Origin of the sequence: Promicromonospora sp. NPDC059942 (assembly GCF_042731755.1) — a bacterium.
GTDB lineage: Bacteria > Actinomycetota > Actinomycetes > Actinomycetales > Cellulomonadaceae > Promicromonospora.
The window spans coordinates 168,457-184,198 of the sequence record NZ_JBHWLR010000002.1; the positions used below are offsets into that span (position 1 = coordinate 168,457).

The 15,742-nt window shown below is 75.5% G+C and carries 9 protein-coding genes; 5 read left to right on the forward strand and 4 right to left on the reverse strand.

The window, feature by feature from the left end:
• Positions 1–216: 216 nt before the first annotated feature.
• The 3 genes from ACFV9Q_RS03315 to ACFV9Q_RS03325 all read left to right on the forward strand — a co-directional run bounded on the left by ACFV9Q_RS03315 (position 217) and on the right by ACFV9Q_RS03325 (position 3,626).
• On the forward strand, positions 217–1,248 hold the full coding sequence (locus ACFV9Q_RS03315) for an aldose 1-epimerase family protein (RefSeq protein ID WP_377233136.1): 1,032 nt from the start codon (positions 217–219) through the stop codon (positions 1,246–1,248).
• Between the two features lie 61 nt (positions 1,249–1,309).
• The gene (locus ACFV9Q_RS03320; RefSeq protein ID WP_377233137.1) at positions 1,310–2,587 is read left to right on the forward strand and encodes a glycoside hydrolase family 71/99-like protein; all 1,278 of its coding nucleotides are present in this window, start codon (positions 1,310–1,312) and stop codon (positions 2,585–2,587) included.
• Positions 2,588–2,651: 64 nt separating this feature from the next.
• Complete coding sequence (locus tag ACFV9Q_RS03325; protein WP_377233138.1) at positions 2,652–3,626, forward strand: MsnO8 family LLM class oxidoreductase; 975 nt, start codon at positions 2,652–2,654, stop codon at positions 3,624–3,626.
• A 20-nt stretch (positions 3,627–3,646) separates the two neighbouring features.
• On the opposite strand, the gene ACFV9Q_RS03330 is transcribed toward ACFV9Q_RS03325, so the two are convergent.
• Both ACFV9Q_RS03330 and ACFV9Q_RS03335 read right to left on the reverse strand, forming a co-directional pair.
• Positions 3,647–4,885, reverse strand: a complete 1,239-nt coding sequence (locus ACFV9Q_RS03330; RefSeq protein WP_377233139.1) for an MFS transporter — start codon at positions 4,883–4,885, stop codon at positions 3,647–3,649.
• A gap of 154 nt (positions 4,886–5,039) precedes the next feature.
• Positions 5,040–8,276: an ATP-binding protein gene (locus tag ACFV9Q_RS03335; protein WP_377233140.1), complete on the reverse strand. Its 3,237-nt coding sequence runs from the start codon at positions 8,274–8,276 to the stop codon at positions 5,040–5,042.
• A gap of 230 nt (positions 8,277–8,506) precedes the next feature.
• On the opposite strand from ACFV9Q_RS03335, the gene ACFV9Q_RS03340 reads away from it, so the two are divergent.
• Positions 8,507–11,752 carry an ATP-binding protein gene (locus ACFV9Q_RS03340; protein WP_377233141.1) on the forward strand — a complete coding sequence of 1,082 codons (3,246 nt, stop codon included), beginning with the start codon at positions 8,507–8,509 and terminating at the stop codon, positions 11,750–11,752.
• A 15-nt stretch (positions 11,753–11,767) separates the two neighbouring features.
• Here the strand turns inward: ACFV9Q_RS03340 and ACFV9Q_RS03345 are convergent, their stop codons facing one another.
• Together ACFV9Q_RS03345 and ACFV9Q_RS03350 are read right to left on the reverse strand one after the other, a co-directional pair.
• The gene (locus ACFV9Q_RS03345) at positions 11,768–13,120 is read right to left on the reverse strand and encodes an ABC transporter substrate-binding protein (RefSeq protein ID WP_377233142.1); all 1,353 of its coding nucleotides are present in this window, start codon (positions 13,118–13,120) and stop codon (positions 11,768–11,770) included.
• A gap of 161 nt (positions 13,121–13,281) precedes the next feature.
• Positions 13,282–14,886, reverse strand: a complete 1,605-nt coding sequence (locus ACFV9Q_RS03350; protein WP_377233143.1) for a UxaA family hydrolase — start codon at positions 14,884–14,886, stop codon at positions 13,282–13,284.
• A gap of 154 nt (positions 14,887–15,040) precedes the next feature.
• Between ACFV9Q_RS03350 and ACFV9Q_RS03355 the strand changes: the two genes are divergently transcribed.
• Entirely contained in the window at positions 15,041–15,691 is a 651-nt protein-coding gene (locus ACFV9Q_RS03355; RefSeq protein WP_377233144.1) for an alpha/beta hydrolase, read from the forward strand.
• Positions 15,692–15,742 lie beyond the last annotated feature (51 nt).

The following is a 15,742-nucleotide window of genomic DNA, read 5'->3' on the forward strand; positions in this document are numbered from 1 at the left end:
GGGTGGGGGGGGGGGGGTGGAGGGAGGGGGGGGGGGTGGGGGGGGGGGGCGGGGGCGGGGGGGGAGGGGGGGGGGCGTGGCCGGGGGGTCGGCCCCCCCCCCCGGCCGGGCAGGACGCGCGGGGGAGACCTGCGTGAGGCGGGTCCGAAGGGCGGGCCCGCCGTACCGAGAGAGAGGGGTCGAGCTGTGTCAGCACCGCGGGAGGAGCCCGGACCTGTGCGTATCGCAGGACTGACGCGGGACGAGGTCGGGCGGCGCGTGGGGTCGCTGGCGCAGGTGGCCGGTGTCGAGCAGCTCGTCGAGGCGGACGGCCCGGCCCGCGGCGCCCGCCGCCTGCGGCTCGTGACCGGCGGCGGGCTGGAGCTCGACGTCCTGCCCGACCGGGCGCTCGACCTCGGCGCCCTGACGGTGCACGGGGTGCAGCTCGCGTGGCTCGCTCCCGCCGGGTTCTCCGCCCCCGGCCTCTACCGCGCCGACGACTTCGGCACCTCGTTCGGCGGCGGGCTGCTCGTCACCTGCGGCCTCGACCACGTGGGCTCGCCGGTGGTCGACGGCGGGCGGCGGTTCCCGCAGCACGGCCGCCTGACCTCGCTGCCGGCGAGCCTGGAGCGGGCTGCGGTCGTGGGCGACGAGCTGGTCGTGGAGGGCGTCGTGCGTCAGGCCGCCCTGCACGAGGAGCACCTCGTGCTCCGCCGCCGGATCCGGGCCGGCCTGGGGTCGACGTGGGTGACGGTCGAGGACACCGTGACCAACGAGGGGTGGCGCCCGGAGCCGCACCTCGTGCTCTACCACGCCAACCTCGGCTGGCCGCTCGTGTCCGAGGCCGCCGCGCTCGACGTCTCCTCGGAGCGGGTCGAGCCCGACGGCCCGGACGCGGTGGGCGACCCGTGGCGCGAGGTCTCGGCGCCCGAGCCGGGCTACCGCCAGCGCGTGCACCGGCACGACCTGGCGCCCGGCACGGGGCGGGCCGTCGTGTCCAACCCGGCGCTCGGCCTGCGGCTGACCCTCACGTTCCCGACCGCCACCCTGCCCGTGCTCTACCAGTGGAAGATGTTCGCCCCCGGGCAGAACGTCCTCGGCCTCGAACCGGCCAACGCCCCCGCGATCCAGGGCCGCGCGGCCGCGCGCGAGGCGGGCACCCTGCCCGTGCTCGCGCCGGGGGAGTCCGTCTCGTACTCCCTGCGCTTCGACGTCGACCGGATCCAGGCCGAAGGGAGGTCACCCACCGCTCCGCCGTACCGCACGTGATCGACGTACCCGGGGCACGACGACGACGTCGTGCCCCGTCACCTCGACGAACGGACACCACATGACCCTCTCCCGACGTTCCTTCCTCAGCCTCTCCGCGGCGGTCGCGACCGCGGCCGCCGCCCCCGGCGCCGTGTCCTCCGCGGCGGCGACCCCCGCCGCGACCGCCGCGGCCGCCGCGTCGGCCGTCGCCGTCAGCCCGCCCGGCGACGTCGTCGGCAAGATCACCGCCGGCTACCAGGGCTGGTTCGCCTGCCGGGGCGACGGCGCCCCCATCGACCTGTGGTGGCACTGGGCCCGCCAGGCCGACCAGCCGCCGTCGCCCGGCAACTCCGCGATCAAGTCGTGGCCGGACGTCCGCGAGTACGCGGCCACGTACGCCACGGGGTTCCCCGCGCTGAACGACGGCCGCGCCGCCCGGCTCTTCTCCTCCTACGACCAGCAGACCGTCGACGTGCACCTGCGCTGGATGGCCGAGAACGGGATCCACACGGCGGCGCTGCAGCGGTTCAACCCGTTCGGGGCGGAGGGGCCGACGCGCGACGCCGTCGCCGGGCGGGTCCGGTCGGCCGCGGAGCGGACCGGCGTGAAGTACTACGTCATGTACGACGTGAGCGACTGGTCGCAGATGCGCACGCAGATCACGCAGGACTGGGCGGGGAAGATGTCGGCCCACACGGCGTCGTCCGCCTACGCGCGGCAGAACGGCAAGCCGGTCGTGGGCATCTGGGGCTTCGGGTTCGACGACCCCCAGCGGCCGTTCACGCCGCAGGAGTGCCAGGAGGTCGTCGACTGGTTCCAGGCGCAGGGCTGCTACGTCATGGGCGGCGTGCCCACCTGGTGGCGCACCGAGGGCGACGACTCGCGGGACGGCTTCGCGAACGTCTACCGGTCCTTCGACATGATCTCGCCGTGGCTCGTCGGGCGGATCGGCAACGCCGGCGGCGCGGACGACTTCTACACGCGCGCGACCGTCCCCGACCTGGCGGAGTGCACCCGACTCGGCATCGACTACCAGCCCTGCGTGCTGCCCGGTGACCTCCAGGAGCGGCAGCGCGCGCACGGCGACTTCATGTGGCGGCAGTTCTGGAACCACGCGCGGGCGGGGGTGGCCAGCGCGTACATCTCGATGTTCGACGAGTACAACGAGGGCAACCAGATCGCCAAGACCGCCGCGACGGCGGGCGACGTCCCGGCGGGCTCGGGCATCTGGGCGCTCGACGAGGACGGGACGGCCTGTTCCTCGGACTACTACCTGCGCCTGACGAACGACGGGGGCCGCATGCTGCGGGGCGAGCTGCCGGTGACGGCGACGCGGCCCACGCGCCCGACGCCGTAGCCGTACCCGAACCCGGGGGCCGGGGTCGGGAAGCGCCCGGGCGCCCCCGCGGTTGAGGGCTCGTGTGAGGCTCTCCCTCCTGGACCGTTCCCGCACCCGCACCGGATACTCCGACGCCGCCTCGCTCAGTCACACGATCGAGCGGGCGGTGTCGGCCGAGCGGCTGGGCTATCACCGCTTCTGGGTCGCCGAGCACCACGCCGTACCGGGGATCGCCTCGGCATCGCCGCCGGTGCTGCTCGGCGCCCTCGGGGCGCACACCTCGACCATCCGGATCGGCTCGGGCGGCGTGATGCTGCCGCACCACCAGCCGCTGGTCGTGGCGGAGCAGTTCCTCATGCTCGACGCCCTCTACCCGGACCGGGTGGACCTCGGGGTGGGGCGCACCCTCGGCTTCACGGCCCCGGTCCGCCGGGCGCTCCGGCACGGGTCCGACGCCCCGGACACGTTCCCGGCGGACATCGCGGAGCTGCGTGACCATCTCGACGGCACCGCGGCGGTCACCGCCCGGCCCGCCGCCGCGCGCGCCGTCCCGCTCTACGTGCTCGCCACCGGCCGGGGCCTCGCCGTCGCCGCCGGCCTGGGGCTGCCGGTCGTCGTGGGCGGCCCCGTGCTCCGCAGCCCGTCGCTGCCGGACGCGCTCGCGGCGTACCGGAAGGAGTTCCGGCCCTCACCTCGTGCCCCGGAGCCGTCGGTGACGGTCTCGCTCGACGTCCTCGTGGCCGACACCGACGCCGAGGCGCGCGAGCTGGCCCTCCCGGAGGCATGGGCGATGGCCCGGTCCCGGCAGACGGGCGAGTTCGGCCCCCTGGAGCCGGTCGAGGCGATCCGCGCCCAGCCCTGGACCCAGCAGCTCCGCGACCGCGTCGAGGCGCACCTCGCGCAGGGCGCCGTCGGGTCGCCCGCCACGGTGCGCGACCACCTGGACCGGCTCGCGGAGGTCACGGGGACGGGGGAGATCATGGCGTTCAGCTCGACGTACGACCGGGACGCCCAGGCGGCCTCCGACGCCGCGCTCCGCGACCTGGTGCGGGGCTAGGTCCACCCGGCGGCGGCCGCTCACGCGCCCGCGGGCAGCACGGGCCGCTGGCGGCCCACGGTCGTGACGTAGAGCAGGAGGCCGGCGGTGGTCAGGATCACGCCGGCCCAGACGGTGGACAGGGTGCCCCAGCCGGCTTCGAGGGTGATGGCGCCGCCGATGGCGCCGAGGGAGTTGGCGAGGTTGAGGGCGGCGAGGTTCAGCGCGCCCATGAGGGTCGGGGCGTCGGGGGCGAAGCCGGTCAGCCGCACCTGGATGGTGGGGATGGCGAACATCATCGTCGCGCCCGTGCCGAAGAAGCAGACGAGCAGGACGACGAGGTTTTCGCCCGCCAGCCCGATCAGGACCAGGAAGATCAGCACGCCGCCGTACCCGTACAGCAGGCCCCGGCTCTGGTACCGGTCGGCGATCCGGCCGCCCCAGCTGTTGCCGACGGCCATGCCGACGCCGAAGACGGCCAGGGCGAGCGGGATGACGGACGCGTCCTGGCCGGCGGCGTCGGTGATGAACGGCCCGATGAACGTGTAGACGGCGAAGATGCTGGAGATGCCGAGGGAGGCGACGGCGACCATCAGCCAGACGTTGCCCCGCCGCAGCGCACCCAGCTCGTTGCGCACCGAGCCGCCGTGCAGGTCGCTGGTGCGGGGCAGCCAGGACACGAGGGCCGCGCCCGCGAGCAGGCCCAGCACGACCACGGCCCAGTACATGGCGCGCCACCCCGCGTTCTGGCCGATGTACGTGGCGAGCGGCGACCCGACGATGGTCGCCACGGTCAGGCCGCCCATGACGGTCGCGAACGCCTTGCCGCCCCGGCCGGGGCCGTACACGTAGGCGGCGACGACGGCGCCGGCCCCGAAGAACGCGCCCTGCACGCAGCCCGTCACGAACCGCGCGACGACGAGCAGCCCGATGTTCGGCGCCCACGCGGAGAGCGCGTTGCCCACCAGGAAGAGCACGATCAGGCCGAGCAGCAGGGTGCGGCGGTTCATCCGCGCGGCCAGCAGTGTGATGGCGGGCGATCCGATCATCACGCCGAACGCGTAGGCGGTGATCGCGTAGGTCGCCACGGGGATGGACACGCCCAGGTCGGCGGAGAAGAGCTGGATGATCCCGTTGCTGCCGAACTCGCCGGTGCCGATCGCGAACGTGCCCAGGGCCAGGGCGATCAGCGCCAGGCGCGGGTTGCGGATCGGCGTGGTGGCGGTCTCGTGCCGCTTCTCCTCGGCTGTGCACTGACTCTCGTACGCCTGCTGGTGCATGGGTGGGTGTCTTCCGTCGGGCCGGCAGCGCTGACTGTCGCTGGCTGCGATCCTCGCGCGGGCCGATGGACGGTTACTTGATCGGCACGCCCGGTCCGTCCAGTACCGATCCAGTGGGCGTCCGGGCACAGGTCCGCGTCGCGGCGCGGCGACGTCAGCGGCCCGCCGCCTCGCCCGGCAGGTCCCGGAGGAACCGCTCGGCGCGCCGGGCGAACAGGTGGGCCTCCCGCTCCGTGGAGAGCGCCCGGGCCCGCTCGGCGGCCGCGCGGACGACGTCGTCGGGCTCGCCGGAGGCGCGCAGCAGCCGGGCGCGGACGAGCAGGAGGAAGCCCTCGGGGTAGCGCTGGCCGTAGGCCGCCAGCGCCGCGTCGGCGCGGTCGAGGGCCGCGACCGCCTCGGTCAGCCGCCCGGCCGACAGCCACATCTCGGCGAGCAGCCCGTACCAGGTCGCCAGGCCCGACCGCGGCGGGTCGAGCAGCGCGGTCGCGACGAGCTCCTCCGCCCGGCGTGCGGACCCGGCCGCGTCCCGCCCGGTCAGCGCCTGCACCCAGCACCGGGCCAGGCGCTGGTAGCTGCCGAGGAACACGAAGGAGAACTCGGGGTCCACGGCGATGCCCCGGTCCGCCGCCCGCAGGGCCCAGGCCGGGTCGCCCACGAGGGCCGCGACGGTGACGGCGAAGGCGGCCCAGACGGTGATCGCGTACGGGTCGTCCGCGGCGGCGGCCTCCAGGCCGTCGAGCTGTTCCCGGGCCGAGTCGACGTCGCCGTGCAGGGCCGTCATCAGGGCGAGCATCACGGGCGAGAGGAGCTGCAGGTCGTGCCGGAGCGGGTCCGCGCTGCCCGCGGCGTCGTCGAGCATCGTGGTGCGGGACTTGCTCAGGTACCGGAAGGCCTCGCCGATGTTGCCGACGTCCCACTGGTGGATGCCCCAGGCGTGCTGGCCGTAGGCCCGCACCACGGGGCTCGCCGACGTCTCCCCGTGGTCGAGGAGCTGCCGGGCCAGGCGGCCGGCGACGTCGAGCTCGATCCCCTGGGAGTACCCGGCCCACCGGGAGAAGAGGAAGTCGGCGGCCACCACCTCGTGCCCGAGGCCGCGGGCCAGGTGCTCGGCACGCTCCAGCACGTCGACGGCCGAGGCGACGTACCCGGAGCGCATCCCGACCACGGCCGTGAGCTGCGCCAGGGCGGACAGCTCCAGCTCGGCCAGGCCCGCCGCGCGCGCGGTGCGGGCGGCCGACCGCAGGTGTTCCGCCGCCGCCTCGAACGCGGACTTCCCGGCCGCGCACCGGCCCGCCTCCACCAGGGCGTTCGCCGTGCGGGCGGGGTCGGCCAGGGGCCCGGCGGACCACAGGTGGTGCGCGAGGCGCTCGGCGACCGGGTCGTTCTCGGGGCTCGTGCGCTCCAGCGCGTCGGCCAGCCGCAGGTGCAGCCGGCCGGCGTGCAGCGGCGTGACGGTCCCCGCGACCGACTCGCGCACGACGTCGTGCGTGAACCGGACCGCGAACGGGTTGCCCGGCATCGGCTCGATCAGGCCCGCGGCCTCCAGGGGTTCGAGCCGGTCGTGGCAGGTCGGCACGTCGAGGCCGGCGGCCCCGGCCAGGAGCGCGACGTCGACGTCCCGCCCGGCGAGGGCGGCGAGGCGCAGCAGCTCCCTGCCCTGGTCGTCCAGGGCCGCCATGCGCCCGCGGACGACGTCCACCACCGAGGACGGCACGCCGGCCCGGGCCACGGCCTCGGGGGTGAGCGCGCCGCTCTCGCCCAGCAGCCGGGACAGCTCCCGCACGAAGAACGCGTTCCCGCCGGTGCGGGCGTGGAGGTCGGCGGTGACCTCGGCGTCGGGCGTCTGCCCGGTCTCCCGGCGGACGAGCTCCGCCACGTCGGCCGGGCGCAGGGGCCCGAGCCGGATCCGGCGCTGTCCCGGCGCGCGGCTCACCGCCGCGAGCGTCCGGGCCAGCTCCGAGTCCGTCCCCGCCCGCTGGTCCCGCAGCGCGCCGACCACGACGGCGCCGTCCGGCAGCCGGGTCGCCAGGTGGGTGAGCAGCCGCAGCGAGGTGGCGTCCGCCCAGTGCAGGTCGTCGATCACCAGCACCAGCGGCCGGTCCGTCCCCGCGGCGCCGATCACGGCGACCACCTGCTCGAACAGCCGGAACTGCAGGTTGCTGTCCGGCATGATGTCCCCGGCCAGCAGGTTGTCGTGCGGCTCCAGCAGCTGGCCGAGCTCGCCGGCCATCGCCTCCTTCCGCACGTCCGCGGGCAGGCTCCCCAGCATCGCCCCGACGGCCTGGATCCAGGGCCACATCGTCGGCGCCCCCGCTCCGTCGAGGCAGTTCCCCCACACGACGAGCGCGCCGCGCCGCTCCGCCTCGGCGGCGATCTCCTTGAGCAGTCGCGTCTTGCCGACCCCCGGTTCGCCCTCCACGAGCGCGAGACCCGAGCCCGTGGCGAACGCCGGTGCCAGCACCTCGCGCAGCACGGAGAGCTCGTCCGCGCGGCCGATGATGCCGGGCGCCGCCGGCCGGCCCGTGACCTCCGCGGCGCCGCCGGCCGCGGCCGTGCCTCCCGCGGCCGTGCCTCCCGCGCCCGGGCGGAGCAGCCGTTCGCGCGCGTCGCGCAGCACGGGGCCGGGATCGATGCCGAGCTCCTGGGCGAGACGGTCCCGCGCCGCCTCGTACACCGCCATCGCCTCGGCCGTGCGTCCGGCTGCCGCCAGGCAGGTGACGAGACTCGCCTGGACCGGCTCGTGCAGGGGCTCGATCGCGGCGGCCAGGCGCAGGTGCGGCAGGACCCGCTCCGGCCGGCGCAGGTCCGCCGCGAGGTCGGCCGCCACCAGGCAGGTGTCGAAGAACTCGGAGTTCAGGCCGGCGAGGACCCCTCTTGCGACCGGTTCGGGCAGCAGACCCTCGCAGGCGGGGCCGGTCCAGAGTCCCAGCGCCTCGGCGCAGAGATCCAGGGCCGCCGCCCGCCGCCCGTCGGCGACCGCCGTCGCGGCCAGGCCCGCGAGGCGGCGGAACGCGACGAGGTCCAGCGTCTCCGGACCCGCGGTGCAGAGGTAGGAGTCGCCGCGGCGCACCAGGTACGAGCTGGCCCCACGGAGGGGACGCTCCGGCTCCAGGAGGTGCCGCAGCGCCCCGACGTACTTGTGGATCGTGTTGAGGGCGCTCGCCGGCGCCGCATCGCCCCAGATGGACTCGATCAGCTCGCTCGTCCCGGTCGGCTGCCCGACGCGGGCCAGCAGGACCGCCAGGAGGCGGGCCTGCTGTCGTGGTCCGGCGTCCAGCTCGACATCGCCCCGCCAGATCCGCAGTGGTCCGAGCACCTGCAGCCGCAGCGGCCCGGGGGTGTGCGGCCGGGGACCGTCGCCGAGGGTGCCGGGGCCGGAGGGCACGTCCATGGGCCCACCTCCCCGCTGCGCGTCTTCGGCTCGCGCGCACGGGTCAGGGCTGCCGCGCGCGACATCAGAGTCTATGACGGTGGGTGGTACCGGTCCGGGTCCCGGAGGCGGGTGATCTTTCCCGGTGCGGCGGCGCTCCGGGCGCTAGAGTCTGACCGTAGCCTGGACGGTCCGACCACCAGCTCCCGGCCGCGCTGGATGCCGGTGTCGCGCCGATCGGGGTGTGGATGGTGGAAGTCGATGTTCTGCCCGTCGTCGCTGGTGCGGAGGCACGTGCGGTCTCCGGGACCGCGTTGCGGCTCCAGCTCCTCGGGCCGCTGCGGATCTGGCGCGGCGGCGTCGAGCTGGACACCGGGCCACGGCAGCAGGCGAACCTGCTCGCGCTGCTGCTCGCGCACGACGGCGCGCCGGTCGGCCAGGGCGAGCTCGTCGACCTGATCTGGGGCGACCGGGCGCCGAGCAGCGCGGTGAACGTGGTCCACAAGTACGTCAGCGCGCTGCGGCGCCTGCTGGAGCCCGGGCTCGCACGGCGCGGCGAGAGCTCCTTCCTGCTGCGCCGCGGGGACGGCTACCTGTGGCGGTCCGGCGACGCGACCCTGGACCTCGCGACCTTCCGGGCGCTGGTCGACGCCGGACGGGGCGCCCGCGACCAGGGACGACACGACGAGGCGTTCGACCGGTACGCGCGGGCGCTCCGGCTGTGGCAGGGGCCGGCCGGCGACGGGCTGACCTACGGGCCCGAGGCCGCGCCCGTCTTCGGCGGGCTGGACCGTGAGTTCCTCGACGCGTGCACCGCAGCCGCCGACGTCGCCGTGTCCCACGGCCGGCCCGAGCTCCTGGTCCCGGCGCTGCGGCTGGCCGCCTCGACGGCCCCGCTCGACGAGCCGGTCCAGGCCGCCCTGATGACCACCCTCGCGGCCGCCGGCCGGCAGGCGGAGGCCCTGTCGGTGTTCCAGACCGTCCGCGCGCGGCTGGCGGGGGAGCTCGGTATCCGTCCGGGCCGGGTTCTCGAGACGGCGCACCACAGGGTGCTGCGCCAGGACGTCGCGCCGGCGGCACCCGGGACCGCCACGCCGCGGGCGGGCGGGGCGGCCCCCGACGGAGCGGCCCCTGACCTCGCGCCACCGCCCGCGAGCACCCTCGTGGGCAGGTCCGCCGAGCTCGCCGTCCTGCGCGCCGCGCTGGACGGCGCCCGCGCCGGCGGCACCGCGCTGGTCCTGGTCGAGGGGGAGCCGGGGGCAGGCAAGAGCCGGCTGCTGGAGGAGGCGGTGACGCGCGCCGGGCACGATGCCCTCGTCGTCCGGGGCCGGTGCACCGACGGTGAGGGCGCGCCACCCCTGTGGCCGTGGGTGCAGGTGGTCCGCACGATCCTCGACACCCTGGACGCACCGGAACGGGAACGCCGGCTGGCGGCGGGGCTCGGCCCGCTCCTCGACCCGCACGACGACGCGCCGACCGGGCAGGTCCTGTCCGGCGGCAGCGGCCAGTTCCGCCTGTTCGAGCACGTCGTCGCGCTCGTCGCCCACGCCGCGGCACGACGACCGGTCGCGCTCGTGGTCGACGACCTCCACTGGGCGGACACGGCCTCGCTGCGGCTGTTCGGCCACCTCGCGGCTCGGCAGCCGGCCGGCGTCGTGCTGCTCGGGGCGCTGCGGGACCGGGCCCCGGTGCCCGGGACGGAGCTGGCGCGGGCGCTCGCCGGCCTGAGCCGGTCCTCGGGGTACCGGCGCCTGCGCCTCGGCCCGCTCGGTGTGCACGAGGTGGTGGAGCTCCTCCGGGCCGAGACCGGCCAGGACCCCGACCCGGCCGCGGCCCGTGCCCTCCACGCCCGCGCCGCGGGCAACCCGTTCTTCGTCCAGGAGCTGGCCCGGTCGGTCGCCGGGGCCGGCCGGCTCGACGCGGACGCCGCGGCGCGGTCCGGCATCCCGTCGACGGTGCGCGACGTCGTCCGCGACCGGCTGGCCGGGCTGGACGACCACGCGCGGCACGTGCTGGAGCTCGCCGCCCTGATCGGCCGCGAGGTGGACCTGAACCTGCTGGCCCGGGCCGCCGGGCTCGACGCCACGACCTGCCTGGCCCGCCTGGAGCCGGCCGAGGACCTGGGGCTGGTCGCCCCCGCACCGGGGGACCCCTGCGCCGTCCGGTTCGCGCACGACCTCGTCCGGGAGTCCGTCTGCGAGATGACGGCGTCCCGGCGTGCGGCGCGGCTGCACCTGCGCGTCGCCGACGCGCTGGAGCACGCGCCCGACGGCGAGTCCGTCCCGGAGCGCGTCGCCCACCACCTGTGGTCGGCCGGGCCGCTGGCGGAGCCGGCGCGGACCGCCGCCGCGCTGGTGCGGTCCGGGCGCCGGGCGGCGGGCAGGTCGGCGCTGGAGGCCGCGGAACAGCACCTCCGGCCGGCCGTGCGGGTGGCGCGGGCCGCGGGCCTGGCGGAGGTCGAGCTCGCCGCGCTCGCCGAGCTCACCGCCGTCATCGGCATGCGGTCGATGTTCGCGGGCGCGGAGCTGCAGCTCCTGGAGCGGGCCGAGCACCTGGCGCGGAGCCTGGGCCGCGAGGTGGAGGCCGCCGGGATCCTCTACTCGCGCTGGGCGGCGCACGTCGAGGGCATCGACCTGGAGCAGTGCGGCCCCCTGGCTGTGCGCCTGCGCGAGCAGGCCGAGCGGTCGCAGCACCCGACCATCCGGACCTACGGGCTGCAGGCCTGGGGCATCCACCAGTACCACGTCGGCAACATCGGCGAGGGCTTCCGCTACCTCAGCCGGTCCCAGCAGACGCTCCTCGCCGACGACGCCGGTGCGCCGACCGACCCCGTCCGGGCCGGTCTCCAGCTGCTGCTGACGGGGATGCTGGCAGAGACCACGGCGCTCCACGGCGACCTGGCGGGCGCGCGTGCCCTGCTCGACCAGCTCGAACCCGTCGACGACCGGTACACCGTGACGGCCTGGTCGACCTGGAGCACGCGCATCGCGGCCATGGCCGGCGACCCGGGGTGGGCGCTGAGTGCAGCGGAGCGGGGGATCGCCGTCGACCCGGAGCTGTCCTACGCCTTCCTGGGGACCTACCAGCGGCTCGCGCGCTGCTGGGGCCGGGCGGTCACCGGGGACGACCCGGCCGGCGCCGCCGACGAGGCGCAGCACATCATCGAGACGAACCTGGTCGACCCGGTCCGCTCCTGCGTGTCCACCTGGTACGGGCTGCTGGGCGAGATGCGGCTCGCGTCCGGACAGCTCCGGCTGGCGGCCGTGGCCCTGGACCGGGCCGAGCACCTCCTGGACGCCCACGGGCAGCGGTACGCGGAGGGGATGATCCTGCTGCTCCGGGCCCGCCTGCTGCACGCGCAGGGCCGGCCGGCCGCCACGGTCCGCGAGGCCGCCCGGCACGCGCGCGGCGTGTCGGCCGAACGGGAGGCGCACCTGTTCGTCCGCCGCGCCGACGAGTTCCTGGCCTGGCTCGGGCCGACGGCGTCGTCGGACTGACGACGGCCGCCGCGCTCACGGTCCGGAGACGGTGAAGCCCTGCGCGTTGCCGTACTTCACGATGGAGTCCTGCCAGTCGGCCAGGCCGTCGGCCAGCGGCGTCGAGCCGGTGTACGCCTGGCCGACGGTGTCGGGGAAGACGCTGTTGGCGTAGACCTGGTACGGCAGGTACTGCCAGCCGGGGACGACGCCGGTGGCCGACGCGGACAGCACCTCGTTGATCTTCTGCCCGCCGAAGTACTCCGGCTCCTTGCCCAGGAACTCGGGGCTCGTGAGGTCCGCCGTCGTGGCCGGGAAGTTCCCGTGGTCGAGCCGGACCTGCACGCCGTCGCCGGCGTTCGCGTACTGGAGGAACCCGTAGGCCAGGGCCTTCTGGGTGCTGGCCTCCGTGATCGACAGCGCGGAGCCGCCGTTCTCGGCCGTCGCGGTGGCGCCCGCCGTCCACTGCGGCATGGGCGCCACGCGCCAGTCGCCCGCGGCCGCGGGTGCGCCGGACTCCAGGTTCGCGGGCATCCAGGCGCCCGTCACCAGCGCGGCGATCGACCCGTCGCCGAGCCGCTGGAACCACTCGTCCGACCACTCCGGGACCTTCGCCACGAGGTCCTCGTCCAGGAGCTGCTGCCACATCCCGGCGAACCGGGCCGAGCCCTCGTCGGCGAGGTCGACGGACACCGTGGTGCCGTCGACGGTGAACGGCGTCCCGCCGGCCTGCCAGACCATCGACGTCGCGAACCCGGCGTTGCCGTCGTCCGCGATGAGGTGGGCGTCGCTGTCGTGCGCGTGGATCTTGCGCGCCGCCTCGACGAACTCGTCCCACGTGGCCGGCACCTCGGCGCCGGCCGCCTCGAAGGTCCGCGCGTTGTAGAACAGGGCCATCGGGCCGGAGTCCATCGGCAGGCCGTACACGGCGTCGCCGTCGGTCACCGAGCCCCAGGTCCCGGGGGAGTAGGTGCCGTCGAGCTTGCTCGCGCCGAGCGGCGCGAGGTCCGCGAGCGACCCCGCGATGGAGAACTGCGGCAGGGCGTAGTACTCGACCTGGGCGACGTCGGGCACGCCGGATCCCGCGCTGATCGCGTTCTGCAGCACCACGTAGTGGTCGTTGCCCGTGCCGACGTTCGCCAGCTCGACGTCCACGTTCGGGTACTCGGCCTCGAAGCTCTCGACGACCTGGTCCAGCGTGGGCTCCCAGGCCCAGACCAGCAGGTGACCGCCCTCCTGGAGCGCGGCGGAGACCGCGTCCGGGGACAGCTCGGCCGTTGCGCCGGTGACGGGCGAGGCCCCGCACCCGGCGAGGGCGACGCTCGCCGCGACCCCCGTCGCGGCGAGCAGTGCGCCGGTGCGGCGGGGGATGCCGGTACCTCGTGCCACAGGAACTCCGTTTCAGGTCTGCGTCGACGTCTGCCTGGCGGGCACCCGTACGGTAGCGCCACCTCGGAGGATCCCGGGTGTGGCGCGCACGGGCGAAAACGTGTTCTGCGTGGACGCATCCGGAACGCAGCGGGGCGCGCCGCCCGTCGAGAGGTGGCGCGTCAGGTGACGGCGCCCAGGTGCCAGGGGATGAACTCCTCGGCACCGATCTCCAGCTCCTCGCTGACGGTCTGCTGCCCGGAGGCGACGGCGAGGATGCGGTCGAAGATCTGCCGGCCCACCTCGGCCACGGTCGCGGTGCCGTCGACGATGACGCCGGCGTTGAGGTCCATGTCCTCGGCCATCACCGAGTACATGGGGGTGTTGGTCGCGACCTTGATCGACGGGGACGGGCGGCACCCGAACACGGACCCGCGGCCGGTGGTGAAGACGACGACGTTCGCTCCGCCCGCGACCAGCCCGGTCACCGAGACCGGGTCATAGCCCGGCGTGTCCATGAAGGCGAACCCGCGCTGCGTGATGGGTTCGGCGTACTCGTAGACCGCGGCCAGGTCGGCCTGCCCGCCCTTGGCGACGGCGCCGAGGGACTTCTCCAGGATGGTGGTCAGGCCGCCGGCCTTGTTGCCCGGGGAGGGGTTGTTGTCCAGGGTCCCGCCGCCCGCGGCGACGTAGTCGCGCCACCAGTCGATGCGGTCCAGGAGCTTCTTGGCGACGGCGGGTTCGGTGGCCCGGGCTGTGAGGAGGTGTTCGGCGCCGTAGACCTCGGGGGTCTCGGCCAGCACGGAGGTGGCGCCGTAGGCGACCAGGCGGTCCGACGCCCAGCCGAGGGCGGGGTTGGCGGTGATGCCGGAGTAGCCGTCGGACCCGCCGCAGTTCAGGGCGAGGACGAGCTCGGACACGTCGCACTCGACTCTCTTGCGGGCGTTGACCAGGGGGAGCATCTCGCGGATCGCGGCGACGCCGGCCCGGACGGAGGCGCGCACACCGCCGGTCTCCTGGATGGTCAGGGACCGCACCACGGTGTCGTCGGCGATGGCGGCCAGCAGCCCGGACCGGGTCTCGTCGGGGGCGCCGATGCCGGGCATGCCGAGGTCGGCGACCTGCCCGGAGCGGGCGGACAGGGCGGCGCCGGGGACCATCTCGCAGCCGAGGCCCAGGACGAGCAGACCGGCGACGTTGGGGTGGGCGGCGTACCCGCGCAGGGTCCGCAGCAGGACCTGCCCGCCCTCGGAGTCGGGGACCAGGCCGCAGCCGGAGGTGTGGGTCAGGGCGATGACGCCGTCGACGTTCTCGAACTCGTCCAGGACGCCGCCGCGGAACTGGTCCGCGATCATCTTCGCGGTGGAGGCGGAGCAGTTCACGCTGGTCAGGATCGCGACGAAGTTCCGCGTCCCGACCCGCCCGTCGGCCCGCCGGAAACCACGAAACGTAGGCCGGACGCCGTCGGGCACCGGGAGGTCGTGGTGCGTGCCGCCCAGCGGCGCCTCCCGCGACCCGTCCTCGAAGCCGAGATTGTGCGAGTGCACATGATCGCCCGCCGCGATGTCGGTGGTGGCGACCCCGATGACCTGCCCGTACTTCCGCACGTGCCCGCCGGTCGGCACGGGGCGCAGCGCGATCTTGTGCCCGCGCGGCACGGGTTGTCCGACGTCGACCGGGCCAGCCCCGGGAGCCCCGGGAACTGCGACGGCGTCGCCCGGGCTCAGGTCCCGCGTGGCGACGGCGACGTCGTCGCCCTCCCGCAGCACGAGCAGATCACGTGACATGGCGACAACCTCCGGTAGCGACGGACTGCGGGGCGCGGCGGCACCGGCTCCGACCTGGGCGAGCACAGGGCGGGGCCCGCGCACGACGACTTGCCCGTCCCGGGCGACCCGTGCCACGCTGGCCCCCTCCTAAAACCGGTTTCAAGGATAGACGATGACAGATCATGCCCTGGTGCTCCCCGGCGGCGGCTACCGGAGGCACGCCCCGCACGAGGCGGAGCCGGTGGCGCAGTGGCTGCGCGGTCTCGGCCTGGCGGCCAGCGTGCTGCGGTACCCGGTCGGGCAGCCGCACCCCGCGGCCCACCGCGCGGTCTCCGCCCGGGTCGCCGAGCTCCGGTCGGGCGGCGTCGAGCGGGTGCTGCTCGTGGGCTTCTCCGCGGGCGGCCATGCCGCCGGCCTGGCGGCGCTCGCCCCGGAGGACCCGGCCGCCCGCGTGGATGGCGTCGTCCTCGGGTACCCGGTCGTGACGCTGGAGAACCACGTGCACCGGGACTCCGCGGAGGTCCTTTTGGGCGAGGGGGATGCGCCCGCACGGCGCGCGGCGCTGTCGCTGGACACCCTGGTGACGCCCGCCGCGCCGCCGTTCTTCGTCTTCCACTCGTTCGACGACCACAAGGTGCCGGTCGACCACTCGCTCCTGCTCTCGTCCGCGCTGCGGGCTGCGGGCGTGCCGCACGAGCTGCACCTGTACCCCGTCGGCGGGCACGGCGTCGGCCTCGACGCGACGTGGCTCGGGTGGGCGCAGGCGTGCGAGGCCTGGCTCGTCCGGGAGCGCTGGACGGTCCGGCGCGAGATCGGGGGTTGACAGCCCGGTCCTGCGCCGGGCACTCTTCGTGAAACCGGTTTTATCGAAGAG